At 60.2% G+C, this 26,988-nt stretch carries 36 protein-coding genes; 8 read left to right on the top strand and 28 right to left on the bottom strand.

The genetic code is table 11. The features are described from left to right. Nucleotides 1–35: 35 nt before the first annotated feature. The 5 genes from rimO to tsaA all read left to right on the top strand — a co-directional run bounded on the left by rimO (nucleotide 36) and on the right by tsaA (nucleotide 4,053). The gene (gene rimO, locus LOY70_RS06325) at nucleotides 36–1,376 is read left to right on the top strand and encodes a 30S ribosomal protein S12 methylthiotransferase RimO (RefSeq protein WP_025212174.1); all 1,341 of its coding nucleotides are present in this window, start codon (nucleotides 36–38) and stop codon (nucleotides 1,374–1,376) included. Nucleotides 1,377–1,497: 121 nt separating this feature from the next. After that, a complete protein-coding gene (locus tag LOY70_RS06320) occupies nucleotides 1,498–1,971 on the top strand; it encodes a GNAT family N-acetyltransferase (RefSeq protein ID WP_265034225.1) in 474 nt (157 codons plus the stop codon). Between the two features lie 82 nt (nucleotides 1,972–2,053). After that, nucleotides 2,054–2,764: an rRNA pseudouridine synthase gene (locus tag LOY70_RS06315; RefSeq protein ID WP_265034224.1), complete on the top strand. Its 711-nt coding sequence runs from the start codon at nucleotides 2,054–2,056 to the stop codon at nucleotides 2,762–2,764. Between the two features lie 57 nt (nucleotides 2,765–2,821). Further along, complete coding sequence (locus tag LOY70_RS06310; RefSeq protein ID WP_265034222.1) at nucleotides 2,822–3,283, top strand: DUF1456 family protein; 462 nt, start codon at nucleotides 2,822–2,824, stop codon at nucleotides 3,281–3,283. Between the two features lie 71 nt (nucleotides 3,284–3,354). Then, a complete protein-coding gene (tsaA, locus tag LOY70_RS06305) occupies nucleotides 3,355–4,053 on the top strand; it encodes a tRNA (N6-threonylcarbamoyladenosine(37)-N6)-methyltransferase TrmO (RefSeq protein ID WP_265034221.1) in 699 nt (232 codons plus the stop codon). Nucleotides 4,054–4,246: 193 nt separating this feature from the next. Here the strand turns inward: tsaA and fpr are convergent, their stop codons facing one another. Continuing rightward, nucleotides 4,247–5,026, bottom strand: coding sequence for a ferredoxin-NADP reductase (gene fpr / locus LOY70_RS06300; protein ID WP_003184787.1), 780 nt, complete (start codon nucleotides 5,024–5,026; stop codon nucleotides 4,247–4,249). A 121-nt stretch (nucleotides 5,027–5,147) separates the two neighbouring features. Between fpr and LOY70_RS06295 the strand changes: the two genes are divergently transcribed. Next, nucleotides 5,148–6,074 (top strand): LysR family transcriptional regulator, encoded by a 927-nt coding sequence (locus tag LOY70_RS06295; protein ID WP_025212169.1) that lies wholly within the window; start codon nucleotides 5,148–5,150, stop codon nucleotides 6,072–6,074. A gap of 12 nt (nucleotides 6,075–6,086) precedes the next feature. Here the strand turns inward: LOY70_RS06295 and LOY70_RS06290 are convergent, their stop codons facing one another. The 3 genes from LOY70_RS06290 to LOY70_RS06280 all read right to left on the bottom strand — a co-directional run bounded on the left by LOY70_RS06290 (nucleotide 6,087) and on the right by LOY70_RS06280 (nucleotide 8,137). After that, nucleotides 6,087–6,449, bottom strand: coding sequence for a diacylglycerol kinase (locus LOY70_RS06290; RefSeq protein ID WP_025212168.1), 363 nt, complete (start codon nucleotides 6,447–6,449; stop codon nucleotides 6,087–6,089). 73 nt (nucleotides 6,450–6,522) lie between these two features. Next, nucleotides 6,523–7,176, bottom strand: a complete 654-nt coding sequence (erdR, locus tag LOY70_RS06285; RefSeq protein WP_265034218.1) for a response regulator transcription factor ErdR — start codon at nucleotides 7,174–7,176, stop codon at nucleotides 6,523–6,525. Between the two features lie 214 nt (nucleotides 7,177–7,390). Next, entirely contained in the window at nucleotides 7,391–8,137 is a 747-nt protein-coding gene (locus LOY70_RS06280; protein ID WP_265034216.1) for a tRNA-uridine aminocarboxypropyltransferase, read from the bottom strand. Nucleotides 8,138–8,321: 184 nt separating this feature from the next. On the opposite strand from LOY70_RS06280, the gene LOY70_RS06275 reads away from it, so the two are divergent. Next, complete coding sequence (locus LOY70_RS06275) at nucleotides 8,322–8,744, top strand: quorum-sensing-regulated virulence factor family protein (protein WP_025212165.1); 423 nt, start codon at nucleotides 8,322–8,324, stop codon at nucleotides 8,742–8,744. Here the strand turns inward: LOY70_RS06275 and LOY70_RS06270 are convergent, their stop codons facing one another. Then, nucleotides 8,745–8,939, bottom strand: a complete 195-nt coding sequence (locus LOY70_RS06270) for a hypothetical protein (RefSeq protein ID WP_025212164.1) — start codon at nucleotides 8,937–8,939, stop codon at nucleotides 8,745–8,747. Between the two features lie 454 nt (nucleotides 8,940–9,393). On the opposite strand from LOY70_RS06270, the gene LOY70_RS06265 reads away from it, so the two are divergent. Next, nucleotides 9,394–10,512 carry a TIGR00730 family Rossman fold protein gene (locus tag LOY70_RS06265; RefSeq protein ID WP_265034215.1) on the top strand — a complete coding sequence of 373 codons (1,119 nt, stop codon included), beginning with the start codon at nucleotides 9,394–9,396 and terminating at the stop codon, nucleotides 10,510–10,512. A gap of 46 nt (nucleotides 10,513–10,558) precedes the next feature. Here LOY70_RS06265 and recX read toward each other — a convergent pair whose 3' ends face one another. The 23 genes from recX to LOY70_RS06150 form a co-directional block, all read right to left on the bottom strand. Continuing rightward, complete coding sequence (gene recX / locus LOY70_RS06260) at nucleotides 10,559–11,026, bottom strand: recombination regulator RecX (RefSeq protein WP_265034214.1); 468 nt, start codon at nucleotides 11,024–11,026, stop codon at nucleotides 10,559–10,561. An 8-nt stretch (nucleotides 11,027–11,034) separates the two neighbouring features. Beyond that, nucleotides 11,035–12,087 carry a recombinase RecA gene (recA, locus tag LOY70_RS06255; RefSeq protein WP_003184807.1) on the bottom strand — a complete coding sequence of 351 codons (1,053 nt, stop codon included), beginning with the start codon at nucleotides 12,085–12,087 and terminating at the stop codon, nucleotides 11,035–11,037. Between the two features lie 83 nt (nucleotides 12,088–12,170). Further along, nucleotides 12,171–12,671 carry a CinA family protein gene (locus tag LOY70_RS06250; protein ID WP_123342489.1) on the bottom strand — a complete coding sequence of 167 codons (501 nt, stop codon included), beginning with the start codon at nucleotides 12,669–12,671 and terminating at the stop codon, nucleotides 12,171–12,173. A 71-nt stretch (nucleotides 12,672–12,742) separates the two neighbouring features. Beyond that, nucleotides 12,743–13,279, bottom strand: coding sequence for a lysis protein (locus tag LOY70_RS06245; protein WP_265034211.1), 537 nt, complete (start codon nucleotides 13,277–13,279; stop codon nucleotides 12,743–12,745). Continuing rightward, on the bottom strand, nucleotides 13,261–13,824 hold the full coding sequence (locus LOY70_RS06240) for a glycoside hydrolase family 19 protein (RefSeq protein WP_265034209.1): 564 nt from the start codon (nucleotides 13,822–13,824) through the stop codon (nucleotides 13,261–13,263). Before LOY70_RS06240 ends, LOY70_RS06245 begins: the two co-directional genes overlap by 19 nt. A gap of 71 nt (nucleotides 13,825–13,895) precedes the next feature. Then, the gene (locus tag LOY70_RS06235; RefSeq protein ID WP_265034208.1) at nucleotides 13,896–14,912 is read right to left on the bottom strand and encodes a contractile injection system protein, VgrG/Pvc8 family; all 1,017 of its coding nucleotides are present in this window, start codon (nucleotides 14,910–14,912) and stop codon (nucleotides 13,896–13,898) included. A 9-nt stretch (nucleotides 14,913–14,921) separates the two neighbouring features. Further along, on the bottom strand, nucleotides 14,922–15,134 hold the full coding sequence (locus LOY70_RS06230) for a tail protein X (RefSeq protein WP_265034207.1): 213 nt from the start codon (nucleotides 15,132–15,134) through the stop codon (nucleotides 14,922–14,924). Continuing rightward, nucleotides 15,127–15,510 (bottom strand): phage tail protein, encoded by a 384-nt coding sequence (locus LOY70_RS06225; RefSeq protein WP_265034205.1) that lies wholly within the window; start codon nucleotides 15,508–15,510, stop codon nucleotides 15,127–15,129. Before LOY70_RS06225 ends, LOY70_RS06230 begins: the two co-directional genes overlap by 8 nt. After that, a complete protein-coding gene (locus LOY70_RS06220) occupies nucleotides 15,510–17,567 on the bottom strand; it encodes a phage tail tape measure protein (protein ID WP_265034204.1) in 2,058 nt (685 codons plus the stop codon). Before LOY70_RS06220 ends, LOY70_RS06225 begins: the two co-directional genes overlap by 1 nt. A 6-nt stretch (nucleotides 17,568–17,573) precedes the next feature. Next, complete coding sequence (locus LOY70_RS06215) at nucleotides 17,574–17,699, bottom strand: hypothetical protein (RefSeq protein ID WP_256573040.1); 126 nt, start codon at nucleotides 17,697–17,699, stop codon at nucleotides 17,574–17,576. Beyond that, nucleotides 17,696–18,271 (bottom strand): phage tail assembly protein, encoded by a 576-nt coding sequence (locus LOY70_RS06210; RefSeq protein WP_265034202.1) that lies wholly within the window; start codon nucleotides 18,269–18,271, stop codon nucleotides 17,696–17,698. The genes LOY70_RS06215 and LOY70_RS06210 overlap by 4 nt, the downstream gene beginning before the upstream one ends. A gap of 152 nt (nucleotides 18,272–18,423) precedes the next feature. Next, nucleotides 18,424–18,930, bottom strand: coding sequence for a phage major tail tube protein (locus tag LOY70_RS06205; RefSeq protein WP_092443712.1), 507 nt, complete (start codon nucleotides 18,928–18,930; stop codon nucleotides 18,424–18,426). Continuing rightward, entirely contained in the window at nucleotides 18,930–20,096 is a 1,167-nt protein-coding gene (locus LOY70_RS06200; RefSeq protein ID WP_265034198.1) for a phage tail protein, read from the bottom strand. The genes LOY70_RS06205 and LOY70_RS06200 overlap by 1 nt, the downstream gene beginning before the upstream one ends. A 2-nt stretch (nucleotides 20,097–20,098) precedes the next feature. Further along, the gene (locus tag LOY70_RS06195) at nucleotides 20,099–20,308 is read right to left on the bottom strand and encodes a hypothetical protein (protein ID WP_265034197.1); all 210 of its coding nucleotides are present in this window, start codon (nucleotides 20,306–20,308) and stop codon (nucleotides 20,099–20,101) included. 89 nt (nucleotides 20,309–20,397) lie between these two features. Beyond that, complete coding sequence (locus tag LOY70_RS06190) at nucleotides 20,398–20,823, bottom strand: tail fiber assembly protein (protein WP_265034195.1); 426 nt, start codon at nucleotides 20,821–20,823, stop codon at nucleotides 20,398–20,400. A gap of 10 nt (nucleotides 20,824–20,833) precedes the next feature. Next, nucleotides 20,834–22,753, bottom strand: a complete 1,920-nt coding sequence (locus LOY70_RS06185; RefSeq protein ID WP_265034194.1) for a phage tail protein — start codon at nucleotides 22,751–22,753, stop codon at nucleotides 20,834–20,836. Continuing rightward, nucleotides 22,754–23,389 carry a phage tail protein I gene (locus tag LOY70_RS06180; protein ID WP_265034193.1) on the bottom strand — a complete coding sequence of 212 codons (636 nt, stop codon included), beginning with the start codon at nucleotides 23,387–23,389 and terminating at the stop codon, nucleotides 22,754–22,756. Then, on the bottom strand, nucleotides 23,386–24,381 hold the full coding sequence (locus LOY70_RS06175) for a baseplate J/gp47 family protein (RefSeq protein WP_265034192.1): 996 nt from the start codon (nucleotides 24,379–24,381) through the stop codon (nucleotides 23,386–23,388). The genes LOY70_RS06180 and LOY70_RS06175 overlap by 4 nt, the downstream gene beginning before the upstream one ends. Then, on the bottom strand, nucleotides 24,378–24,710 hold the full coding sequence (locus LOY70_RS06170) for a phage baseplate protein (protein WP_265034191.1): 333 nt from the start codon (nucleotides 24,708–24,710) through the stop codon (nucleotides 24,378–24,380). The genes LOY70_RS06175 and LOY70_RS06170 overlap by 4 nt, the downstream gene beginning before the upstream one ends. Before the next feature lie 11 nt (nucleotides 24,711–24,721). Then, entirely contained in the window at nucleotides 24,722–25,333 is a 612-nt protein-coding gene (locus tag LOY70_RS06165) for a phage baseplate assembly protein V (protein WP_265034190.1), read from the bottom strand. Nucleotides 25,334–25,336: 3 nt separating this feature from the next. Then, nucleotides 25,337–25,849 (bottom strand): hypothetical protein, encoded by a 513-nt coding sequence (locus LOY70_RS06160; RefSeq protein WP_265034189.1) that lies wholly within the window; start codon nucleotides 25,847–25,849, stop codon nucleotides 25,337–25,339. A 34-nt stretch (nucleotides 25,850–25,883) separates the two neighbouring features. Continuing rightward, nucleotides 25,884–26,234 carry a phage holin family protein gene (locus LOY70_RS06155; protein WP_265034188.1) on the bottom strand — a complete coding sequence of 117 codons (351 nt, stop codon included), beginning with the start codon at nucleotides 26,232–26,234 and terminating at the stop codon, nucleotides 25,884–25,886. Between the two features lie 86 nt (nucleotides 26,235–26,320). Beyond that, nucleotides 26,321–26,740 carry a tail fiber assembly protein gene (locus LOY70_RS06150; RefSeq protein ID WP_265034187.1) on the bottom strand — a complete coding sequence of 140 codons (420 nt, stop codon included), beginning with the start codon at nucleotides 26,738–26,740 and terminating at the stop codon, nucleotides 26,321–26,323. Nucleotides 26,741–26,988 lie beyond the last annotated feature (248 nt).

Genomic DNA, 26,988 nt, shown 5'->3' with positions numbered 1-26,988 from the left:
GGCAAGAGACGATCCCCCCTACACCGAGGTTAGACATGTCCACCACTACCGCGCCAGCCAATCCGAAGGTTGGCTTCGTATCCCTGGGTTGCCCGAAGGCTCTGGTCGACTCCGAGCGCATCCTGACCCAGCTGCGCATGGAAGGCTATGACGTTGTGTCCACGTACCAGGACGCCGACGTGGTGGTGGTCAACACCTGCGGCTTCATCGACTCGGCCAAGGCTGAATCCCTGGAAGTGATCGGCGAAGCCATCAAGGAAAACGGCAAAGTCATCGTCACCGGCTGCATGGGCGTGGAAGAAGGCAACATCCGCAACGTGCATCCGAGCGTGTTGGCCGTGACCGGCCCGCAACAGTACGAACAAGTGGTCAACGCCGTGCACGACGCAGTGCCACCGCGCCAGGACCATAACCCGCTGATCGACCTGGTGCCGCCACAGGGCATCAAGCTGACCCCGCGTCACTACGCTTACCTGAAGATCTCCGAAGGCTGCAACCACAGCTGCAGCTTCTGCATCATCCCGTCGATGCGCGGCAAATTGGTGAGCCGCCCGGTGGGCGATGTGCTCGACGAGGCCCAGCGCCTGGTCAAGGCCGGCGTCAAAGAGTTGCTGGTGATTTCCCAGGACACCAGCGCCTACGGCGTCGACGTGAAATACCGCACCGGTTTCTGGAACGGCGCGCCGGTGAAAACCCGCATGACCGAATTGTGCGAAGCCCTCAGCACCCTCGGCGTCTGGGTCCGCTTGCATTACGTCTACCCGTACCCGCATGTCGACGAGCTGATCCCGCTGATGGCGGCCGGCAAGATCCTGCCGTACCTGGACATCCCCTTCCAGCACGCCAGCCCGAAAGTCCTCAAGGCCATGAAGCGCCCGGCTTTCGAAGACAAGACCCTGGCCCGCATCAAGAACTGGCGCGAAATCTGCCCGGACCTGATCATCCGTTCGACCTTCATCGTCGGCTTCCCCGGCGAAACCGAGGAAGACTTCCAATACCTGTTGGATTGGCTGACCGAAGCCCAGCTCGACCGCGTCGGTTGCTTCCAGTATTCCCCCGTCGAAGGCGCACCGGCCAACGACCTGGACCTGGACGTGGTGCCAGACGACGTCAAGCAGGACCGTTGGGAGCGTTTCATGGCGCACCAGCAAGCCATCAGCTCGGCGCGCCTGCAAATGCGCATCGGCCGTGAAATCGAAGTCTTGGTGGATGAAGTGGACGAGCAAGGTGCCGTGGGGCGCTGCTTCTTCGACGCGCCGGAAATCGATGGCAACGTCTTCATCGACAACGGCAGCAACCTCAAGCCAGGCGACAAGGTCTGGTGCAAGGTGACCGACGCCGACGAGTATGACTTGTGGGCTGAACAGATCGGTTGATCTGTCGAACCCCAACCCCGCAGTAAATTTCAAAAGCCCTGCCCTTGCGACAAGATGCGGGGCTTTTTTACGGCTATCGTATGGAGAAACACCGGATATCCAGCATAAGGAACAGGCGGGCATGCGGCAGCATTCGGTCATCCATACACCGAAACCAGGCGATTATCAGGAACTGACCCAGGTTTGGGAGGCATCTGTGCGGGCCACCCATGATTTCCTGCCGGACAGCTACATCGAGCTGCTGAAGAACCTGGTGCTGACCCGTTACCTGGACGCGGTGATGCTCATTTGCACCCGCGACGCTCGCCAGCGGATCACCGGTTTCGCCGGCGTCGCGGCCGGCAAGATCGAAATGCTTTTCATCGCCCCACAGCACCGTGGCCAGGGCCTGGGCAAGCAACTGCTGCGCTACGCCATGGAACAGTTGAACGCCGATCAACTGGATGTCAACGAACAGAACCCGCAAGCCCTGGGCTTTTACCTCAAGCAAGGCTTCGAAGTGGTCGGTCGCTCGGAACGGGACGGCATGAACCAGCCCTACCCGCTGCTGCACATGCGCTACAAACAGCCGGACCTCAAGGCCCGACGCGGCTAAAAGCCACGCGAGGCAAATGGACCCGCGATTAACCGGCGCCAGGCAGGTACAATGCCCACCCTCTTTTTGTTACGGCCCTGTCATGACTGACCCGATTCGTCTCTCCAAACGCCTCATCGAACTCGTCGGCTGTTCCCGTCGGGAGGCTGAGCTGTTCATCGAGGGCGGCTGGGTCACCGTGGATGGCGAAGTGATCGACGAGCCGCAGTTCAAGGTCACCACCCAGAAGGTTGAACTGGACCCCGAGGCCAAGGCCACCGCGCCGGAACCGGTGACCCTTCTACTGAACGCCCCGGCGGGCATGGATGTGGACACCGCGATGGCCTCCCTTGGGCCACAGACCTTGAGCGAGGAGCACCGCTTCGGCAAACGGCCGCTCAAGGGCCACTTCCTGCGCCTGACCGCCAGCGCCGACCTGCAGGCCAACGCCAGTGGGCTGCTGGTGTTCACCCAGGACTGGAAGATCTTGCGCAAGCTCACCGCCGATGCCGCCAAGATCGAGCAGGAATATGTGGTGGAAGTCGAAGGCGACATGGTTGCCCATGGCCTCAATCGTTTGAACCATGGCCTGACTTACAAGGGCAAAGAGCTGCCAGCGGTCAAGGCCAGTTGGCAAAACGAGAACCGCTTGCGCTTTGCCATGAAAAACCCGCAACCGGGCGTAATCGCACTGTTCTGCCAGGCGGTCGGCCTCAAAGTGGTCGCCATCCGCCGCATCCGCATCGGCGGCGTGTCCATCGGCAAGGTGCCGCTGGGCCAGTGGCGCTACCTGTCTACCAAAGAGAAATTCTAATTTTCCGGCGCCGCACCGAGTTGGGGCGCCCACTGCCGATTAATCAGGATTGCACACATGATTCACAACGACGTACTGCGCAGCGTGCGCTACATGCTCGACATCAGCGACAAGAAAGTCATCGAGATCATCAAGCTTGGTGGCCTGGACGTGTCCCTGGCGGACCTGGCGGGCTACCTCAAGAAAGATGAAGAAGAAGGCTTTGTGTTCTGCCCTGACGACGTCATGGCGCATTTTCTCGATGGCCTGGTGATCTTCAAGCGTGGCAAGGACGAAAGCCGTCCGCCGCAGCCGATCGAAGTGCCAGTGACCAACAACATCATCCTCAAGAAACTGCGGGTGGCCTTCGAGCTGAAGGAAGACGACATGCACGCGATCCTCAAGGCCGCCGAGTTCCCGGTGTCCAAGCCGGAACTGAGCGCGCTGTTCCGCAAATTCGGCCATACCAACTACCGCCCGTGCGGCGACCAGTTGCTGCGCAACTTCCTCAAAGGCCTGACGCTGCGCGTCAGAGCCTAAATAACAGCCATAAGCTGCAAGCGACAAGTTCAAAGCTTGCAGCTTGCAGCTTGCAACTTGAAGCTTTCAAAATGGCCTACAACGTCTCCCCCATCGGCTTCGTCCGCTCCTGTTTCAAGGAGAAGTTCGCCATCCCCCGCCAACCGCAACTGGCCCCGGCCGCACGCGGCGTGCTGGAGCTGGTGGCGCCGTTCGATCAGGGGGATGCGGTGCAGGGCTTGGAGCAGGTCAGTCATGTCTGGCTACTGTTCCTGTTCCACCAGGCGCTGGAAGACAAGCCACGCTTGAAGGTCCGTCCGCCGCGCCTGGGCGGCAACAAGTCCATGGGTGTATTCGCCACCCGCGCCACCCACCGCCCCAATGGCATCGGCCAGTCGGTGGTGAAGCTGGAACGGGTCGAGGCCGGTCGGCTCTGGATCTCGGGCATCGACCTGCTGGACGGCACGCCGGTGTTGGACATCAAGCCCTACGTACCTTACGCCGACATCATCGACGCGGCGTCCAACAACATCGCCAGTGCAGCGCCTGAGCTGATCCCCGTGCAATGGGTAGACACAGCCCTGCTACAAGCCCAGGATCATGCCACGCGCCTGGCAGAGCCCTTAGTGGAGCTGATCGAACAGTGCCTGGCCCAAGACCCACGCCCGGCGTACCAGATTCCTACAGCCGAACGGGAATATGGCGCGCAGTTCTGGGACCTGGATGTTCGCTGGCATTACCCGCAGCCGGGGTTGATCCGGGTGTTGGAAGTCGTTCCTGTCGTTAAATAAACCCGGAAACGAAAAAGCCCGCGCGGCCTTTATCAGGCGGCGCGGGCTTTTTTATGCTCTGTCAGCTGGACCGAGTCGCTGCCATCGCGAGCAAGCTCGCTCCCACATGGGTATTTGGATTGAATCCAAACGCGTGAACAACCTGTGGGAGCGAGCTTGCTCGCGATGGCGATCTATCAGTCACCACAACACCTTACTTCTCTACAAACGCCCGCTCGATCAGGTAATCACCCGGCTCACGCATGCGTGGCGAAACGGTCAGGCCGAAGCTGTTGAGTACTTCGCTGGTTTCGTCGAGCATGCTCGGGCTGCCGCACAACATCGCACGGTCGTCCTGCGGGTTGATCGGTGGCAGGCCAATGTCGCGGAACAGCTTGCCGCTGCGCATCAGGTCGGTCAGGCGGCCTTCGTTCTCGAACGGCTCGCGAGTCACGGTCGGGTAATAGATCAGCTTGTCCCGCAGGGCTTCGCCGAAGAACTCATTCTGGGGCAAGTGCTCGGTAATGAACTCGCGGTAGGCGACTTCATTGACGTAACGCACGCCGTGGCACAGGATCACTTTTTCGAAACGCTCATAGGTTTCCGGATCCTGGATGACGCTCATGAACGGCGCCAGACCAGTGCCGGTGCTGAGCAGGTACAAATGCTTGCCAGGCTTGAGGTCGTCCAGCACCAGCGTGCCGGTGGGCTTCTTGCTGATGATGATCTCGTCGCCTTCCTTCAGGTGCTGCAACTGGGAAGTCAGCGGACCGTCAGGCACCTTGATGCTGAAGAATTCGAGATGCTCTTCCCAGTTCGGGCTGGCAATCGAGTAAGCGCGCATAAGCGGGCGGCCATTGGGCTGCTGCAGGCCGATCATCACGAACTGACCGTTCTCGAAGCGCAGGCCCGGATCGCGGGTGCACTTGAAGCTGAACAGAGTGTCGTTCCAGTGATGAACACTGAGGACACGCTCGTGGTTCATGTTGCTCATGTACGGGGACTCCTGGGAATGATGCCTGCGTCGTCAATGTGCGCAATTGCATCGCATTCTAATGGCGGCGACAATATCTGTTAAATGGATTATTAAGATAAGGGTTATCGGTTATATCGATATGCGATTTACTCTACGTCAACTTCAAGTCTTCGTCGCCGTCGCTCAGCAAGAGAGTGTGTCCCGTGCTGCGGGCTTGCTCAATCTTTCGCAGTCGGCCGCCAGCACCTCCATCACCGAACTGGAGCGTCAATCCAGCTGCCAATTGTTCGACCGCGCCGGCAAACGCCTGAGCCTCAATGCCCTGGGCAAGCAACTGTTGCCCCAAGCGGTGGCGCTGCTGGACCAGGCCAAGGAGATCGAAGACCTGCTCAACGGCAAGTCCGGTTTCGGCTCACTGGCGGTCGGTGCGACCCTGACCATCGGCAACTACCTGGCGACCCTGCTGATCGGCGGCTTCATGCAGCGCCATCCGGAAAGCCAGGTGAAGCTGCACGTACAGAACACTGCCAATATCGTGCAACAGGTTGCCCACTATGAAATTGATCTGGGTCTAATCGAAGGCGATTGCAGCCATCCGGACATCGAAGTACAGAGCTGGGTCGAGGACGAATTGGTGGTGTTCTGCGCACCTCAACATCCGTTGGCCAAGCGCGGCCAGGCGACCATGGAGGAGCTGACCCATGAAGCGTGGATTCTACGCGAACAGGGCTCCGGCACACGCCTGACCTTCGACCAAGCCATGCGCCACCATCGCAGCGCGTTGAACATCCGCCTGGAGCTGGAGCACACCGAAGCCATCAAGCGTGCCGTGGAGTCCGGCCTGGGGATTGGCTGCATCTCACGCCTGGCCCTGCGCGACGCTTTCCGCCGGGGCAGCCTCGTCGCGGTGGAAACCCCGGACATGGACCTGGCCCGGCAATTTTATTTCATCTGGCATAAACAGAAATACCAGACATCGGCCATGCGTGAGTTCCTCGAACTGTGCCGAGCCTTCACCGCCGGGGTCCAGCGCAGCGATGAAATCGTGCTGCCGGCCATTGCCTGAACGCCTGAACGCTTAAAGCAGCACCACGCCCCACACCAACGCGATCATCGTCAGCGCCACCAACTGGGCGGCGCTGCCCATGTCCTTGGCGTTTTTCGACAGTGGGTGCAGTTCCAGCGAAATGCGATCGATGGCCGCCTCCACCGCAGAGTTGAGCAATTCCACAATCAACGCCAGCAGGCAGACCGCAATCAACAGCGCCTGCTCGACGCGGCTGACATTCAGGAAAAACGACAACGGAATCAGCACGGCATTGAGCAACACCAACTGGCGGAAAGCCGCTTCGCCGACAAACGCTGCACGCAGCCCGTCCAAGGAATAGCCAGAGGCGTTGAGGATGCGTTTGAGGCCCGTTTGGCCTTTAAAAGGTGACATATGAGTAGGCAACTGATCGAAAGGAGTGGGAGAAGCTAATTCAAAACCGGTCAAAAAAGCGTGAATAAAGGCATTAAGGCTGCGGTGAAATTGACTCAAGTTGTTGCAACAACAAGGCCGCCTGGGTCCGGGTGCGCACGTTCAGTTTACGGAAGATAGCCGTTACGTGGGCCTTGATGGTGGCCTCTGACACGCTCAGCTCATAGGCAATCTGCTTGTTCAGCAAGCCTTCGCAAACCATGGTCAACACTCGGAACTGCTGCGGCGTGAGGCTGGCCAGGCCTTCGCTGGCGGCTTTGGCTTCGGCGGACACGCTGACCGCTTCGAACGCCTGGGGCGGCCAGGACGCATCGCCATCCAACACAGCCTTCACGGCTTTTTGAATCTGTTCCAGAGAGCTGGATTTGGGAATGAAGCCGCTGGCACCGAATTCCCGGGCCTTGACCATCACCGACGCTTCTTCCTGGGCCGAAACCATCACCACCGGGATCTGCGGGTATTGACCACGCAATAGCACCAAACCTGAAAAGCCATAGGCACCTGGCATATTCAAATCCAACAGCACCAGGTCCCAGTCGGCCTTTTCGGTCAACTGGACCTCCAGTTCCGCAATGCTGGCCACCTCCGTCAGCCGGACATCCGGGCCAAGACCCAGGGTCACTGCCTGATGCAACGCACTGCGAAAGAGCGGGTGATCATCAGCAATCAGGATTTCGTATGTGGCCATTTTTAAAATGATCCTGTTTTTTAATGGCAGGCCCGATGCATTCGCGCCTCGCCAAAACCACTCAAGATACCGCCCAGCAGCGGTATCCACAGGGGCCTGTTCAACGCCAAACACAGCGTTTCAAACTTGGGCCGCACCCTGGTCGGCGCTCAGCATGCCCAGCGAAGCCAGGGTGGTCAAGCAGCACTGCCACCGCTGCGTGCAGTATGGGCCACTATTGGGCCAACACTGCTTGCGCCGTACGGATAAAGGGCTGCAACTGCGCATGGGCCGGGGTCGATACATTCACCTCCTGCTGGCGTTTGGCGCCCAGGTAATGCTGGCTGAACACATCGAAATAGGCGTCCAGGGCCGACGCGGCATCGCGGTCCCCTGCCAACTCCAGGCACAACGCCGCCACTTCGGCGGTGCACAGGTGCTCACTGCGGGTGGAACGGCGCAGACGGTAGCGCGACAACTTGTCGGGCAGCAGGCTCAGGATCGGCAGCCGATCAAAATAGGGGCTTTTACGGAAAATCTTCCGCGCCTCGGTCCAGGTCGCGTCCAACAGAATGAACAGCGGACGCTTGGCAGAATCGAGTTCCACCGTGTGGGTGACCCGAGATGGCTCGACGTATTCGCCAGGAAATACCAGGTACGGCTGCCATTGCGGGTCCTTCAGCAGCGCCAGCAATTGTGCGTCGACCTCGGTGCGTGACCAGATGAAGGCGTGATTGTCGCGCACCACGTCGGCAATCAACCAACCGGTGTTGCTCGGCTTGAACACTTCCTTGTTGGTCATGATCAGGCAGATCCCGGAGCGGGTCTCGACGCTTGGACGCCAGGCACACAGGCAATGACTCTCGATCACCCGACAGGCGCCGCAACGGGGAGCGCGCCAACCACGGGCCTGAATCGGCTTGATACCCTCATCGATGCGCTGGTCGCGCAGGCGGGCTACGGCGTTAGGGGCATGATTCATCGTAGGCGACGCCGACAGACAGGAAAACTCGACACGAACAACACTCGGCAAGGCAATTGAGGCCGGCAGTCTATCAGAGCGCGCAAGCCTGTACCGTGCGCCCGGGCTCCCCTATAATTTCCCGCCACTGAACGCACAGTCATGTGATCGGTCGAACCACCAGTCACTGAACCAGGAGAGTTTCATGCTGCGCCTTATCGTCCCTACCGTTGCCGTTCTGCTGGCGACGTCCCTCAGCGCTCAGGCTGCTTCGCTGAAAGAACTCGAACTGAACAAGATGCTGCAGAACGTGGCCACGCAAAGCAGCGTCGGCACGCCACGGGCGATCAACGAAGACATTCTCGACCAGGGTTATACCGTCGAAGGCACCGAGCTGATCAACCACCTCAGTGTGCAAAGCAGCCACGCCCAGAAAATGCGTGCCGACCCCAAGGCCGTGTATTTCCAGCTGGGCTCCACGGTGTGCACCAATCCAGGCTTTCGCAAGCTGATGGCCAAGGGCGCCACCATGCGCTACGAGTTCACCGAGGTTAAGACCAATCGCCCGGTCGCGACCGAACGCTTCCAGGAATCGGACTGCCCGAAACCGGCCAAGACGAAGAAGTAATCAACCCGAACGTGCGCGCCGCTGTTCATCGTCGGCGCGCAGTTCCGCCACCAGCGCCTGCAGATAACGCGAGCGCCACGCCCGGCCTTCCAACCGTCGGCAGCATTCCTCTTCAAGACTTACCTGATTGGCCTGAGCCGCTTCCAGCAATGTCAGGTACAACTGCCTGTCGAGTTCCAGAGTCACCCTGGTCATCTCTCCCGCCTCCATGCCCGATCCCGTTCAGTCCATCGCGTGGCGCCCAGCCCTGAGCGCCGAATTGCATTGGCACGCTTACTATCAGTAAATCAGAGCGGCACCTACCCGGTCGGCCATCTGACGAGCGGCAGGTATTTCAGCGCGTGTATCCAGCGGTTGCCAACGGTCACTTTTGAGCGCCATGATCAGGACAGCGAAGATCAGCTAGATTCAGAAGTATCTGTGTTTCATCGGGCAGAACGAGGCTGCCCCGCCAACACCTTGCTGTGTGATTGTTCTTTCATTCAAGGAAAAAGCAGGACCCGCAGGATGGCTTGATCGCCTGCCATAGATCGCGTCGAGCCAGGTCGAACGTCCAGGCACAGGCCTGGGCCGACAACGACACACGGAGTGTCGTGGCCCTGACGAATCTCTCGTTCGGGCCGGGGTCCTGTTAAGAAGGAGAAGTTGAATGCCTTATAAACCGAATGACCTGCTCAGTCGGCATTTTGAGAGCCATGGCCACGACCTCACCCGCAAGGTCGAAGAGCAACTCAACCTGGTATCACCCAACAGCCCGAACCTCCCCATCTACCGCGACATGATCCTGACCGTGCTGCGCATGGCCCAGGAAGATCACAACCGCTGGAATGCCAAGATCACCTTGCAGGCCCTACGGGAACTGGAGCACGCGTTCCGCACGCTCGAACAGTTCAAGGGTCGACGCAAGGTCACGGTCTTTGGCTCGGCCCGCACGCCCATCGAACATCCGCTGTACGGCCTGGCTCGAGAGCTGGGGGCGGCGCTGGCCCGTTCGGACATGATGGTCATCACCGGCGCCGGCGGTGGCATCATGGCCGCCGCCCATGAAGGCGCGGGGCGGGACCACAGCCTGGGTTTCAACATCACCCTGCCCTTCGAACAGCACGCGAACCCGACCGTTGAAGGCACACCGAACCTGCTGCCGTTCCACTTTTTCTTCACCCGCAAACTGTTCTTCGTCAAGGAGGCCGATGCACTGGTGCTCTGCCCGGGCGGCTTTGGTACCCTCGATGAAGCGCTGGAAGTCCTGACACTGATCCAAACGGGTAAAAGTCCCCTGGTGCCCGTGGTACTGCTGGACGTTCCAGGCGGCAAGTTCTGGCAAGGCGCCCTGGATTTCATCCGTGAGCAACTGGCGGAAAACCGCTACATCCTGCCCACTGACATGAAATTGATGCGCCTGGTGTACAACGCCGAAGAAGCCGTGGAAGAGATCAACCAGTTCTATCGCAACTTCCACTCCAGCCGCTGGCTCAAGCACCAGTTCGTGATTCGCATGAATCACAAGCTCAGCGAGCAGGCGCTGCAGCAAATGCAGGGAGAATTTGCCGACCTGTGCCTGAACGACTGTTTTCATCAACATGACTACAGCGGCGAGGAGCACGACGAAGCCCGGTTCAGTCATTTGACACGACTGGCGTTTACCTTCAACGCCCGCGACCACGGCCGCTTAAGGGAATTGGTGGACTACATCAACCTGTCGGAAAACTGGGCCCGGCCCACTCCCGAACCTCACCCGCTCACGTGGGAACCGATCAAGGCAACCTGAGCCCATAAAAAAACGGCCCGCTATCGAAATAGCGGGCCGTTCTTGTTTAATCATCGATGCCGCGACCGCTGAACAATCGGTTGATCATTTCCATGGAGTACCCTCGATACGCCAGGAAACGCCCTTGCTTGGCTCGCTCTCGTGCATCGATGGGCAAATGCCCTGAGAATTTGCGACGCCAGGTGTCCGCCAGTTGCGCCTGCCAATCGATACCACTTTCGCGCAGGGCGAGTTCGATATCCGGGCGTTGCAAGCCACGCTGCCCGAGCTCCTCGCGAATCCGTAACGGACCGTAACCCGAGCGGGCGCGATAAGAGACAAAGCTCTCAAGGTAGCGGGACTCCGACAACAAGCCCTCTTCCGTCAAACGGTCGAGCGCCGTGTCGATCAGTTCATCGGGAGCACCGCGCTGACGCAGTTTACGCGTCAGCTCGACCCGACCATGCTCGCGTCTGGCGAGCAGGTCCATCGCGGTTCGTCGCACCGCGACGAGGGTATCGAGTACGGCGGTCATCGAATCAATCAGAGATCAGCGTCAGCCAGGTCATCAACAGTTTCGCGATTCGCTACTGCCTTGACGTCCGCCACCGGGCTCAACAGCTTGTCACGCAGTTGCTTCTCGAGGGCTGCGGCAACTTCCGGGTTGTCCGCCAGGAACTTGGCCGAGTTGGCCTTGCCCTGACCGATCTTGGTGCCGTTGTAGGCATACCAGGCGCCAGATTTTTCGACGAAACCGTGCAACACACCCAGGTCGATCATCTCGCCATTGAGATAGATGCCCTTGCCGTAAAGAATCTGGAACTCCGCCTGACGGAACGGCGAAGCTACTTTGTTCTTCACAACCTTGACGCGGGTTTCGCTGCCGACAACCTCATCACCTTCCTTCACCGCGCCAGTACGGCGGATGTCCAGGCGAACCGAGGCGTAGAACTTCAGTGCGTTACCACCGGTGGTGGTTTCCGGGCTGCCGAACATCACGCCGATCTTCATGCGGATCTGGTTGATGAAGATCACCAGGCAGTTGGCGTTCTTGATGTTACCGGTGATCTTGCGCAGGGCCTGGGACATCAGGCGAGCCTGGAGGCCCACGTGCATGTCGCCCATTTCACCTTCGATTTCAGCTTTCGGCACCAGCGCCGCCACGGAGTCGACGATGATCACGTCGACGGCATTGGAACGCACCAGCATGTCGGTGATTTCCAGGGCCTGTTCACCGGTGTCCGGCTGGGAAACCAGCAGGTCATCGACGTTGACCCCCAGTTTGCCGGCGTATTCCGGGTCCAGGGCGTGTTCGGCGTCGACGAAGGCGCAAGTCGCGCCGGCTTTTTGAGCCTGGGCAATCACGGACAGGGTCAATGTGGTTTTACCGGACGACTCAGGACCGTAGATTTCAACGATACGGCCTTTTGGCAGCCCGCCGATGCCAAGCGCGATGTCCAGGCCCAGGGAGCCGGTGGAGATGGAAGGAATAGCCTGACGGTCCTGATCACCCATACGCATTACGGCACCCTTGCCGAATTGACGTTCGATCTGACCCAAGGCCGCAGCCAAGGCTTTCTTCTTGTTGTCGTCCATTAAAGTCCTCACGTAATCAATAAGGCCTGACGGCCAACACCTGTATAAGTAGCCAGTATTATTCCACAGCGATTCAGGATCGCCTACCCCTGATTTGAGATTTCTACAGAGGCATGTTGTAACAGCCCCTCTAGCGCGGCCTTCACCGTTTGTCGGCGGACCTCATCGCGGTTGCCCGGAAAGAATCGCTGCTCGCTGAAAACCCTGTCGCCGACGCCCCAGGCGAGCCACACGGTGCCCACCGGCTTGCTCGGCGAACCACCGTCCGGTCCGGCCACACCACTGACCGCCACGGCAAACCGCGCCAGGCTTTTCTGCTGGGCACCCCGCGCCATGGCCTCGACCACCTCACGGCTGACCGCCCCGACCCTCTCGAACAGCTCGCCCGGCACATTCAGTTGCTGGGTTTTCTGGCGATTGGAATAGGTCACGTAGCCCGCCTCGAACCAGGCCGAACTCCCGGGAATCCGGGTGATCGCCTCGGCAATCCCACCACCGGTACAGGACTCGGCCGTGGTCACATGGGCATTGAGCAATTGCAGGCGCCGGCCCAGCTCAGCGGCCAGCTCAGTAATGTCGTCCATGATGCTCTCCTGATTCGACGCAATTGGGGCCTACCGTACACGAGCGTTCGTAGCTTGCAAGGCTCGGCGGACTACTGACCCAACGCCTTGACGTAAGCCTGGCAGGCCTGCAAGGCGATCAATCCACGGTCGCCTTCGTCGGTGATGGCGATAATTCGTTGAGCATGCGCCGGGTCAAGTCGGGCGCGTGGGGCGCCATGATCCAGGCCGCCGGCGCCGGCGGTGGCAGGCACTGCACAGCCGGCGGCAACATCGTTGGCGTCGAGGAGGACTGACAACCGGACATCGGCAGTAGCAAGGCGATCGCGCAGGCGATCCTGGTCACGTTGGGCATCGCTCAAGGCTCGGTAATGGGTGTGTTCGCTGGTAGAGAGTTGTTGTTCCAGGGCCAGGCGTTTGTCTTGCTCGGCCTTTTGCTGCATCGCTGCCGCCTGGCTTATCTGACTCAACGTCGCGGCCTGGGCTTGGGCCAGTTGCGCCAATTGTTGGCCATAACGCCAATCCTGGAGTCGCCACGCCAGCATCGCCGGACCACCCGCCAACACTGCCAGTAAAACGACAATGCCCAGGGTGCGAGCAGAAAAAGGCATCAGGCCGAAGGCTGGCATAACACCGCCCTCGCCCGCGCCCAGAGTTGCAGGCGATCCTCCAAACCGTTCAAGCCGCCGTTGATGCGTCGGGTGATGCTGTTGAACTGGTCGCGATCAGCCAGTTCGTTCAAGCCGTTTTGCTCCCAGAACCATGCAGCCGATTCAGCGGCCCATTGCGGTTGCTCCAGCAACTGCGGCAAAGCCAGCAGGCGTTCGTCGCCAAACAAACCCAGGCTGCAACGAAGGTAATTGTCGTGACCGGTTATCTGAATCAGGCCTCGGCCACGGTATTTCTGACCGTCCCCGTCGGCCTGGGGCGTATTGCCCAGGCGCACGGCCAACGGTCCCGTGTCGTACTGGCTGAGGTATTGCTCACCGCCGAGCTCGCGCACATAGCGCAATTGCCCCGATTCATGGCCGACCTGCGCCAGAAACGCGGCGATGCGTTTAGGCCTGTCGATATGGTGCCGGGACATGGCGGTGTTAAGGGGAGAAACAAAAACGCCCGCTTGGGAGCGGGCATTGGGCATGATGTTGATGAGTTGCTGCTGTGTCACGTCCATAGCCAGGTCATCGAAGTTCGTTATTTAGAGTCGCCCACTCGCAAGCAAGCTCGCTCACACGGGGACCAGAGTCAGCCCCTGGCATCGATGCAGGTCGCGTCAATCTTGCAGCGATAGCTGTTTGCACGGTCACCGGAGGCGGTAACTTTGTCGATCGACCAGCGACCGCGCATAAAGTCCGGCCAGGTGGGGTCCAGCAGCACGATGCCTTCCGCCGACAGCCCCGGGTTGCCCGGGCATTCGATCTTCACCTTGAGTGCTTCGCGCATCATCCGGCGCACCTCCCCTTCACCGGCGGCGCGGGCGTCGTTGGCGCTCTGGAAACGCTGGCGAAGGGTCTTGAACGGCGCGATGCCGCTCTCCTCCACTCGCAATGTGCCGGTTGCCGCGTCCCACCAACGGGTCTTGCAACCCTGGTATTTCGCCCGGGCGGTTTCATCAAGGACAGCCGAGATAAAAGCCTGGTCGCCCGGACGATTGTTCGTCGTCACCGACAGTTGGATCTGCGGCAGGACTTTGCCAGACAACGACTTCGCCTGACCGCGCCGCGCCAGTACATACAACTCGTTGACCGGCTTGGCGACCGCGTCGTAACGGTGGGCCAGGCGCGTCAGGAACCCCATGTCGGTTTCGTTGGACTGGTCGATGTGTTCGATCTTGATCAGCGACAAGTCCGGCGCCACACGCGGAGAAAAGCCGTGCCTGGAGGTCAATTGACGAAACAGCGCACCCAAGGTCGTCGGGCCATGGCTGACGGAGCGGCGCTGTTTGAATCCGGTCTGGTCCGCCGCACTGAACGGCGCGGCCATGGCCACCAAGGTCAGGCGCAACGGGAACAGCGTCGGCGTGCGCCGGGTAATGACGAACTCGCCCTTGTCCACCAGCCCCGACTCCAGGTAACCGACCCGCAGACCGATTTTCCCGCCCAGGCTGGGCAAGCCTTCAAGCCCCTCCAGGCTGATCGTCAACGTCAGTTGGTCGGACTCGATTCCCGCCGCGTCGACGTGGCTCCAACTGAGCAATCGTTCGTTGAGCAGCGCGGCGTTCGCGCCGTAAATTTCTACCGAGGGAGTGAAACCCAGTGACATATCGCCTCCTTAATCCCAAGCCGAAACCGGCGGGGTTGCCACGGGCTTGAGGTCCACTTCCGGCAACACGACCCACACACCTGCCGGCAGGACCGACCCCCATTCGGCCAACGTCGGATTGAGCCGCCACAGCGCTTCCTCGGAGGCATCGTCACAACGCTCAAGCTCGCGGTACAGCAACAGATTCACCGAATCACCGGCGATGCTTCGAACTCTACGCATTGGCGAACTCCGTCAATTCAATGACCCAACCGACCACCATCGCGGTGCCGTCATCGATGATCTCGGTCTGGGTTTCCGTCACCTTGTTGATCTGCCAGAGGCCCCAGTTGCGGCCGATGCCATCCACCAACGGCAGGGGGATGCGCCGGGCCTGCAATGCCCTTAGCTCATCGAGTCGATCCATGGCAGTCGCATACATCGACTTGCCCGTGATCGTCAGCCCTTGCAGGCCCTGGCCGACCTGGCTGGACTTGGGTTTGCTGGTGAGGATGTCGATGCTCTTCCAGCCGCCATCCGAGGTGTGCACCAGGTTGTGGTAAGCGAAATTCCTCGACAGACCGAAAATGAAACTGCCAAGTGCCATTTGTTGACGCATCACGTACCTCCGTCGGTCAGGGCCGCATCACTGCGCATGGCCAGTGAGTTGGGCACGGTCGTTAAGCCGAATTGGCCCGAGAGCTGCTGCACGACCAGGTTGGCCAATTGACTGGCGCTGGCCTGGTCCTGGCCGTTGATGTAGATGTTGGCGGTCATGCTGTTCTGCGCGATGGTGGTCTGGGCATTGCTCAGATCCTTGGCGGCTTGATCCGGAGGGGGGAGCTTGTCGGCCGGCGCGGCGAGTTTGTCCCCCAACCAGGCACCCGACTCTCCCCCGATCCAGCTGCCTGCCAGTCCGCCAGCGACCGCACCGAGCGCACCACCAATAGCCGCGCCTAGCGGACCGAAAAAAGCGCCGACAGTGGCTCCGCCGGTAGCACCTGCCGATGCTCCCGCCCAGCCGCCGCCAGCACTGCCCAGGCCAGCCCCGACCTTGCGGGTGTCGCCGTCCATGGCGCCGCCCACCACCTCGGGAACCGCACTCAACGCGAACATGCCGGGTATCCAACGGGTAAACGAGCGCAACGAGGCCATCACGCCTCCCGAGGAAAGCGCGGAGCTCCCCACAGCCTCGGCATTCGCAATGTTCGCAGTCCCCAAGACTCGCTTGGCTGCTTGGCTGCTCACCTCATCCCCGAGGGCTTTGAGCAGCATGCCCACCAGCGGCTTGATCGCGGCGGCAACCAGCACAATGGCAGCGGTGGCTTTAGGTGAGGACTCAGCCAGTTCACTCATGCCATCGGCCAGCGAACCCAGCGCCTGAAGCGAGATAGCCTCGACGGGCGCCAGGGCATTGCCCGTGTTCACCGATAGCCGCTCAGCACGCGCACTCAAGACGTTCAACTGACCTTGCCGAGTGTTCGACAGCGCCAACGCGTCCTGCCTCACCGAGCCCCCATTACCCAGCTGCGATGTGGCGTACTGGGCTGGATCTTTCACCTGTCCGAAGGCTTCGTTCACATCGGCCAGTTTCTGCGCCATGCGCAGCACCGCTTCATCACCGGAGCTAAACAACGTGGAGGCCAGCGTCGAACGCTTCTCGGCAGGTTGCGCATTCAAAGCCGCAAGCACCGACATTACTGTGCCAGGCGCGGTGTCCTTGTCGCGCAAGCCGCTCGCCACCGCACTCGGTTCCAGCCCCAACTGCTTCCAGGCCGCTTGCTCAGTGGCGGAGGCTTGATCACCCTTGCCCATGGCAGTCGTGAAGGTATTGAGCGCTACGCTGGCTTCAGTTTGTTGCGAACCGGTATTGAGCAATGCCGCTGTCAACGCAGCGGCATGCGCAGGGGCCAGGCCCGCCGCCGTCGCCGCCGCACCGTCACGCTGCAAGACGGCGCCGATGTCACCCGCTTTCGCGCCACCGGGGATCTTGCTCAGATGGTTGGAGGCATCCGCCAGGTCAAAGGCTTGAGCGCCGCTGAGCTTCATGGACGTGCGCCAGCCGACCATCATCTCGGCGACCTCCATGGCCGGTAGCCTGAATGCCGAGGCAGCAACGCCCGCATCACTGGCGAAGCGCAGCAGCTCGAACTGTCGGTCCGAGGCATTGGGCAGATCGCTACCGATTCCGGCCGTGGCGGCCAGGCTTTCGATCCTCACCAGATCAACCGCTTGGGTCCCCCCTGCCGCCACTAGCGGAGCGATGGCGATCCGCTGAGTCGGCTCAGCCATCTCTTCGATCTGGCGAGGAGTAAACCGGGCCGCCTGCTTCAGATCGGCCATGGCCAGATCCATCGCTATCGCCGGTTTCAGCAACTTCGGCGGTTCGAGACCGCCACCTGAGCTGCCCTTTGACTGATTGGCCGACTCAGCCTTGGCTGCCGCGCCCATTGCCCGTTGCGCCGAAAGCCTCAAGGTCAATGATTCGATAGCCGTCGTCAGCAGACCGAGCTTGAGCCCAAGTCTTTCCAGCGCCAGGTCGAGGCCCGGCAGCTGATCCCTGGCGGACGGGCCTGTGCTTTGTGCTGACACACCACTCGTGAGGCTGGTATTACCGAACGCCAGCCCACGGTCGTTAAAGGCTGCGTATTTGAGCGAATATCTATCGTCCGCCATCCCGCTCTACTCCTGTTTCACGCCAAGGCGAGCGATCGCGATGTCGTAGCGGCGCAAGGCCTTGCCGGCGTCCCACTCCAGGATTTCCGCCTCACTTACCGAGTAAATGAGCGGCACCACATCGAGGATCACTTCGATGTCGCGCTCCGAAAGAAGTCCGCCGGTTTGTTTAAAAAATCGTCGATGCGCACCTGCAACTGGGTCCAGTCAGGCACGGTCAGCCGATCGAGATCGGGAATCATCAGGCCAGTGCAGTGGGCGGTGATGAACTCCGCGCGTTCCTTGGCCGTCTTCAGTTTCTTCATCGCCTTAGTGGCGCGCAGTATCGGCATCTCCAGGCTCAGCGACGTCACGCTGCGGCCCGCTGCGTTGAGCGGTTGCAGCAGCTGCACCTGGTCGGGGTCGGCGGGTACACCGTCCACCTGTTCCAGGAAGTGGGACGTCGGACGGGTGGACATTTCATGCACGTATTGCGCAATGCTCACGTAGTCCGGGCGCTTGAGCTGGTCGAGCTCCTTGACCGACAGTCCGGTGGCCAGTTTGGCCAGCTCGAAGAACTGATCGTCTTCGTCATCGCCGGCCCGGGCCAGGGCGTCTTTCTGCGCGGCGTAGTACAGCGGCTTGAGTTGGAGTTGCTTGATCTGCGTTTCGTCGTCACCGGTGATCGGCGACAGCAGGACGTGAACGGGAGGCGTCCAGGACATGGAATCAGTTCCTTGGTGAATCAGAGGACAACCTGTGGGAGCGAGCTTGCTCGCGATGGCGGCGGATCAGTCAGCATCGATGTTGGCTGACCCACCGCTATCGCGAGCGAGCTCGCTCCCACAGGGATTGTGTTCAACTGACGGGCATTCGTTTACGGCAACAACACCGCACGGCGAGCATCGCCAAGAATATCGACGCCGTTGAGCACGAACTTCTGGGTGCGTACGTCGATGTCGATCACCGGGACGCCGTTTTCGAGGCGGTTGTAGGTGCGGCAGGAGAGGTCCAGCGTGGTGGTCGGTTTATCACCCATTTTCAGCGGCGCTTCGACCAGGGACTTCAACTTCCCGCCGACGGTGTGGTAGGTGAACCAGGTATTGCCATCCTGGTCCTGACCGGCCTCGCGCACGTTCAGCAGGATGTCGTCGCCGACACTCACCCCCAGGGCCAACATGATTTCCGGCCCCACGCCTTGCAGCACCAACGTAGCCCCGAGCACGGTGCCACTCTTGGCCATTTCCTCGCCAATAAAGCGCCCACCGCTCATCGTCTCCATGGCGAACTCAATCTTGGGAGGGGTGAAACTTTCCACGGTCGCCGACAACGGCAGGCCCTGCAGGGTGGCCGCGATGGCCTGTCTTACGCGGTTGGTAAACATTAGAGAACATCCTCCAGGAACTGCTCGATGATTTCATCGCGGGCGTTGAGTTGATAAATCATGTGTTCGTTCGGCGCGTAGCGGCCGTAGTCGATGACCACGTACCAGGTGCCGTTCTTGTACTTCTCGACGCTGTTCAATTCCGGGTGCAGGTACACGCTGCCGCCGGGAATGGTTTCGTCGGCGACCAGGGTTTGCAGCCAGTCGTTGATGCGCTTGACCTCTTGGTCCATGAACGACTTGGTCAGGTTCTTGGCCATGGCCTTCTGGCCGGCCTTGACCAGCTTGCGGCTGATGGCATCTTCAAGGCCGACGTAGCTGATGAACTTGCCGGTGATGGAGCGGTTGCCCAGCAACGAGAAGCCGCCAAGGATGGTCCGGGCGTAGTAGCTGACGCCGTAGCGGTTGAGCAGATCGCCTTCGGTGGAGGTGTCGAGGATGTTGTATTCCACGGTACGCGACACGTCTTCGGCGTAGGTGACCTGGTTGCCCGGGCTCTCCCATTGCTTGACCTTGGCGAGCGCGGCGATGGCCAGGCTCGACGGCGCCAGGAAGACGTTTTTCTTCGCCGCCTTGGAGTACACCGCCGGCATGTTGTGCACCACCAGGCAACGGTCGAAACCCAGGTCCGCGCCGCCCAGTTCCTGGCTGTAAGTCACTTGATCGGCGACCGCGGCATCCTTGCCATCGAGCACCACACGGGCCTTGATACGCTTGCCGAACGAGGCGAACTCGCTGGCCACGGCCTTGGTGCCGGTGAAGCCCGGCGCGCCGATGATGGTCAGGTCCTCAGCGACCCCACTCAACGCGGCCAAACCGAGTTTGCGACCGGTCTGCGCCTCGATGCCGCCGATCACGTTGTTCTGCGTGTCGGCCGGTGTGGCGCCCTCTTCGACGATGACCACGTACACCGGCACCTTGACCACTTTGAGGATCTGGTAGACCGCCTGAAACAACGTCCCCGCTTCGGCACCAGTCGGGTCCAGCTGGGCCTGGGTGGTGAAGCTGTTGATGCGGAACGGGGTATTTTTCGGAATCAGCGGGTTGGCATTCGGCGCGGTGCCGACCAACCCGATGACGTTGTCACCCAGGCCACCCATGGCCTCGGGAGATTCAGTGGCATTGACGGTAATGCCGTTGTGCTCGAAGTTCAAAACCTCAGCCATGGTTATTCAGCCTTCTTGGTGGTGGCCTTTTTGGCCGGGGTGGATGCGGAGACCGATTCGCCGGCCTCGGTTTTTTTCAGCTCCAGGCGACCGGCACTGCGCAAGGCATTGGCCTCGACGTCGAGCAGGTCGAGTTCCTGGCCGGTGGTCGACCAGTGACCACCTCCGGTGGGAAATGGAAGGAGCACGGTGTAGGTTTGGCGTGGTGCCATTTTTGGGTTCTCCAGATACGAAAAAGCCCCTTGGGAAGGGGCTGTTGGGTGTTGGACGGATAAGAAAACGCCCCGTCGGTGCGGGGCGTTTATTTGGGTTGCTCAGGTAGCCAGGCGGGGGCTATCGGACGGTGATCCAGCCGAGGAAACGCTTGCGCTTCAGGCCAATTGCGAAGCGCACGCCGGTATTGCTGAAGATCGAGATACTGTGCAGGAGATAACGTGGTTCCAACATTCTCCTCCAGTTCGTCGCGATGGCGAGCCACCACGCCGTCCGTTTCGGACAAGCACTGATCCCGCCAAGCCCGCTCGACAACTGCCAGCTCCTCATCGCTGGATGGTTGCGGATCCACAAGCACAGGAAGACCATCATCATCCCAGGCAATAACCTTACCCTCCGATTGTCCCGCCAGCAGCTCAGCGTGGCGTTCAGCAGAAATTTCGACCACATCATCCGGCATCGAAATATTGATAGCTGCGTCGTAGAAACCACAGGCTATTTTTGAAGCGAACATACTTTTCTCCTTAGTAACCGATGGCTAGGAACTGGACGTTTTCAGACTTTCCGGCGCCGGTACTCCCGTTGAAGCAGTTAATTCCGACCGAGTTGGTAGCAACCACACCGACCGTCGGGACAGAGTTAGTTCCAGATGCAGAAACCAGAACCTTCATTACCGCGTTCGGAAACGTGATAGGAAGGGCGATGGTAGCGGCCCCCCCCGTAGAAGTTATCCCTGCCCCCCACTGTAAAACCAAACCATCCGGTAATTTTTGATAGCCCGCGGAACCGAATAAGGCAGCAAAGGAGGCAGCGTACTTAAGGGCTAAGGACCCGCCACGCAAGCGCCAAGTCGTCGACACCTTTACGAATTCTGCGTTATCCCCCATACCTAGAACGACAGTGATCCCTGTCGCAACCGGAGACGCCAATACGTCCCCCCCTGAAGCAAGAACAGTTACAGCACCACTTCCAGTAGCCACTACCTCAATAGTCGCACCCTCTGCAACTCCGGCGGTCGGCGGCAACGTGATGCTGATCGGTGTAGGTGATATCGCCGATATGATGCCGCCGATACTCGAAGCACCGAGTGCGGAACTGGCAGTAAGCGGCACAAACACCGAATACTCGACGCCCATCCGCTTGGCAAAGGCAGCGTTCACCAATCTGAGAGAGCTGTCGAACTGGGCCGCAGTCGAGCCAAATATCCTTGAATATTGCAACTGTGCCGTCCCACTCGCCCACCACGCGCTCGCACCATTACCGGTCAACTCCAGGGTCGCACCTACCTGCAAGTCGATGCTCGTAATCTGACCTGCCCCCGAGTTAATGTTGTCAGCATCGACACAAACAACGGTGACAATGCCGCTACCGATATTCCGAAAATGGATCGCACCACCTGCCGGCAGGGAATTGACTGGAGGCAAGGTGATAGAGAAAGATCCGATGGCAGTAACCAGCGTGCCAACAGCTGATGCCGTCAACGTGGTGGTCGCAGTCAAACTGGTAAAGCCACGATAGCTGCCACTAGCGCGCATAACGTATTCAGTCGTCGCGATCGACTTCGTGTTGTCGAATAGCGGCGGCGTATTTGCCGTCGGATTAACGAGCACCGGCGAATTGAGCGGCGCAAACCCTTGAGTGATGTTCTGAAACACCAACCCCGTAGTGCCCAACACAATCGCCCCATCGGTAACCAACTGCCAGATCGTGTTGGCAAGCGTCGTCCCCTCCTCCACCGAGACAACCAACCCCGAAGTCACTTCGGCGCTCGCATCGGCATCCTTTGCCCGAACCCAAGCGTCGTTCGCGGCCACGTAAATACCGTTGTCTTTCGCCAAAGTCTGGGACTTTACCAAGACCCGATTCCCGGCGATCACTGCAATACCATCGATCGCCTGCGCGCCACTCAAGACAATGTTGGCCGTCGTCGCTACCCGCACCGACTGTTTCCTGTCGAGCTTGGCAAGTTCATCAGCGACATAACTCGCCACCCAAGCCCGCGTCGCCTTGACCACTGTATCGTCAATCAGCAACGTCACCGACTCAGCATTACTGGTCTCGAAAATCGACCGAATGTAAAACTCTTTCCCCGAACCGGAAGTCGCCAGCACCGGCTTGAACGACTCAGGATATTTGACAATCGCATACAAAATCCCGGTATCGGTCCAGATCCCGGCCTCTCGCACATACCAGCCGCCCACTTCCGGCGGGATGGTCACTTCGGCCAGTAACCAGCTCGGGTTTTTCTCATCCTGGAACAGCGCATTGAGCGGCCCGCGCCACACTTCGCGTTTGAGCGCCGTGGCGGTGGCGGCTGGGTTGTAGACCGAGCCGCCGCCGTCACCGACGGAAATCTGCGACAGCTTGATGGGTGTGCCCGCCGCCTTGCAGGCGGTTTCGTAGGCGATCCCCGCATCGGTGAGCAGGGTGTAGTAGTCGGCCATTTAGGACCCCTGTGGATAAATAGTGGAGGTTTCGACGCTATAGAGCGCGGCAGCCATGAAGGCTTGGCCCGAGGCTTCGAGCCCTTCGATGACGACTGGATAAACCGTGGTCAGCTCGCCACACAGCGTCGCGGCGCCGATGACGTGACGGCCGAAGGCACTCAAGCCGACCGAAACCGTCAGGATGTCGCGCTCGCTTTTGGCATCGGCCAGGCGACGGTCGAGACGTGCGTCGATGGCTTCGCTGTAGGGTTGTTCGGTGAAAGCCCTGACGGAAAAACTGTAGGGTGGGCCGGGTGGCGTTTGCTCATACCAGGCGCGCACGTCGGGCATAAGCTGCAGGCCCTTGGCGGCATTTTCCAGTGCCTTTCGTGTTCCGGCTTGCCGAGCAGTGGGCCAGGCGAGTTCCACCGTCAGACGCTTTTCAGCCTCGGCCGCCTCAGAACTCCACTCACTGACACCGCGATCCGCCGCCAGATACGGCAGAAACGCCAGGGGCGTCGAGAGCGGATTCATCAGCTCGGGAAACGGCGGATCGATGCGTTCAAGCAAGCGGGCGAAACCCAGGTCAAGCGCTCTTTCCAGCGGCGAACTGTTGGCCGGCAAAAGGCTCGGGCGTGGTGTGTCGTCACTCATAACGTCTCCACCTCGACCTCGACGCCCGTGCAGTACGGGGCTTGGAAAGCCGTCGTCACAATCGGTGCAAGTGGTTCGAGAATCTGGAGCTGAACCGCGCCAGCACTGTGCAGCGTGTAGTCAATCCAGCTCGGGTCCACCCGACCTTCCAATCGATGGCACGCCTCGGCGTATTCCCGCAATTGCTGTTCGGCGGCAACCTGGGTCAAGCCTGAATCCGGGCCGGCGTTGATCTTCGCCACGACGCGGATTTTGTAGGGCTTGATTTGCGCGGCCTCCACGATAACCAGGTCGGTTTCCGGTCGTACATCAGGCCGGGCGAAGTGCAGGCGAACACCGTTCAGCAGCGCTTCGGACGGTGTGCCGTCGCCCTCGCGGGACAGCACCGTGACCGTGACTTCGCCCGGTGCCGTCCGGCGTCCGTTGCCGTCCTTGACTTGCGCGGCGAGACCATCCGGATCGAACGTGTAGGTCACGTTCACCACACCGCCTGCGGCACTGTCCACCTTCACCGCAGGCCGTTCACCGAGGGTAAAGACCTCCCGCCGATACTGCATGCGCGAGCCCGCCGCCGGAGCATGGGGCGCCAGGTAGTAACGCAAGCGAGCGTCATCGTCGCTCTCGTAGACCGGAGCAATGGGCGGGAACGCTGCCGGATCGCCCGGGTCGAGCAACTGACGTTCCAGCCCCATGTCCGCCAGGCGAGCATCGAGGTTGGTCCCGGTGGCCCACCACGCCAGCATCTGCTTGATGCGGGCGTTGTATTTGCGTTCGTGGGTTTGCAGCCGGACGCAGAACGCCTCAAGGGCCAGGGTCAGCAGTTCGCTTTCGTTCTCAAGACTTTCCAACAACTTGGCCGCACTCCCGGGAGAGCGGGCGCCGACGTACTCGATAACGAAGGTCTTGAACTCCGCGAGCAAATCCTCGAACGCGTCGACGGTGACGATGGCCGGTTCAGCCAACTGGTTCTGACCGGGGATCAACATGCTCATGTCACCACCTCGAAGGTTTGCTTACGGTTTTTCCAGGTGCCGGCGAAGCGCAACAGCAAGCCGGCGCCGTGGCGGCTGGCGACAATGACCTGCGGCTCGAAATCACTGATGCCGTTTTGCGGGTTGTAGAACGCTTGGGCTGCGTGGCTCTGGGCCAGGATCAGCAGGTCGTCGCCAAGGTTCTGCCCCAGCAACTGCGTGAGTGCGCAGCCATACAAAGGACGCTTCTGACGAGTGCCTAAAGGCGTGGTCAACGCCCGGGTGGCGCGCTGCACGAATTGCAGCCAGTCGTCCACCGTGGTGCCGGTATTTCGATCGATTCCAATCATGAGGAAATCTCTTATGCGGTACTGATGACGCGCCCCTGGTGATCCACCACCGGACCGCTCAGGTGCACGCCGGAAGCGTCGAGCCGCAGGCCGACGGCGCCCAGTTGCAGGTCGATGGCCTCGGGGGTCATCGCCAGCCGCGCCGGGCCGATGTTCAGTTCGAGGGATTCACGAGAGCCGGTAAACGCCGCCGGGCCGTTTTGCCAGTGCAGGACATGGCTGGCATGGTCGTAGCCGTTTTCCGTACCGTCCTGATAGAGACGACGCGTCAGCGAAGCCAGGGTCGAGACGGGCGGGAACTGACCGCCGTTGAGGCCGAACAACGCCACCGACTGCCCTCCGCCCTCGCCGCCGCCATGATTCAACAACAGGCATTGCTCGCCAACGGAGGGAATCCGCGACTCGCTCTGGGCGCCGGCACTGGGATTGAAAAAGCGGATTGCCGGGGTCAGCAGCCCACCGTGACTGACTTTGCAGGTGTTGCTGGCGGCATCGACCTCCTGACAAACGCCGATGCGGCAGAAACTGTCGGCACGCCGATGCAGGTCTTCCAGCTCGGTTTCCATCTCGGCCAGACGCTCGATGATCGGCCCCAGATGCAGGTTTAACAGCGCATCGAACATGGGTCAGGCCTCGAGCGTGGTGTATTGATCCGGGTCGTCGATGTTCGACACTTCCCAGGTACGGGCAAATTTCGGGATGCCCAGCGGGTCCTCCAGCAGCGTTGGGCCGAGGTACAGGGTTTGGGTGAAGGAAAGGGTCCAGGCGGTGTACGACTGGGTTTCGCGGGTAAACGTCGATGCGATACCACTGATGTCAGCGGGCAGGTCGCATTGATCACCCGGAAGGTTCCAGCGGTTATCCACCACCAGGCGTTTCAACTCACAACCCAAGTCGCAAGCGGCCGACGCTGTGCCCGACAACACGACTTGCAAAGAAATCGTCAGGACATGGGCAATGCGTCCGTCGCTGGATCGCATGCCTGCTGCATCCTGCTCAATGGCAACCAATACCCAAGGCGGATCGCCAGCACCATTGAAATCCTGAGGGCTGGCGACATTCAAACCAGGAATGAAAGCGCGCAATGTTTCGGCAATGGCCGTTAACAGCTGCGAGGGGTTTTCAAGGACGGCAGGCATCAAGGCCTCCTGTTTATATGGCCGCACGAAGGGATCATTTTTGGTCGGAACGAGGGTCACGCGGCGATGGTCCATCAACGCCCATACGCTTGGCGGCCCAACGCTCATAAAGCCCGATGGCCACGTCCGCCCCCGCCATCGCCGTCAGGCAACCAAAGGCACCCGCGGCCCAGATCGACAGGCCCATGGCGTACAACAGCATGATCGCCGAGACGCCGCAGACCATGCAGGCGCCGGAGCGCAGGGCCAGGCGGCGCAACAGCGACCAACCACGGGCGCCCTCTTTGTCGGCACGCCACATCTCGCCAGTCACCCCGCCCACCAGGGCGAGCACGATGACCAGCCAGATCGGCATGTCCAGCAACGCTTGTTGCTCGTTTGTCATGTCACGCCTCCTGGGGGGTGGATGAATGTTTGGAAAGCTGCAAAAAAGCCCGGCACAGAACCGGGCTTTTCAAAACGACGCTCCGTTTAGGGCAACTCCGGCCAAACAATGCTCAGCGGAAAACCGGGTTGTTTGTTGACTTGAGTGAAGGCGACGCAATATTCCTTGAAGGCAATCAAGTAAGCCTGCTCGGCAGCGGTGGCCACGCCCAGATCGACTTTGAATTGCAGTCCCGAAGACGCCACACGGGTCATGACAGCATCGAACCGCAGGGCTTTTTCATTACGCATCTGGTCTGCAAGTGCAGTCTGCGGCCAAGGGAACCCGGAGTTGAACGACCAGACCCCATCGGTATTGATTGCGTTGTAGTCGTAATCGACCTCAACACTGGAGCGGCCAGTCACATCAATCCAAAGTTGATCGGCTGGGAACTCCTCAGAGATCAGGTTGACGGTTTCGTAGATGTTGTCGACTTTACCGTTCACGACACGTGCGTATTTTTTCATGCTTATATCCTTATTTTTTGCCGACACTCCGGCACTCTTCGATCTGCCTGCTTTAGGTAGGCATTCCAAAAAGCCCGGCAACGAACCGGGCTTTTCAGTAATGCGTTCCTACGTCTTCCTTGACCGATGGCCAGCAGGAAGTTGATCTTTCGGCGCGACTGGCGCGGTACGGATCCATTCAAATTGTTTTTCCGACCGCGGTCCCTGCCCGCCGGATAACTGCTTCTGGTGCTTTACGCTGCACACCC

The sequence above is a fragment of the Pseudomonas sp. B21-054 genome (assembly GCF_026016345.1).
GTDB lineage: Bacteria > Pseudomonadota > Gammaproteobacteria > Pseudomonadales > Pseudomonadaceae > Aquipseudomonas.
Note: the sequence above shows the minus strand (reverse complement) of the source record. Positions and strands in the feature narration are given on the sequence as shown.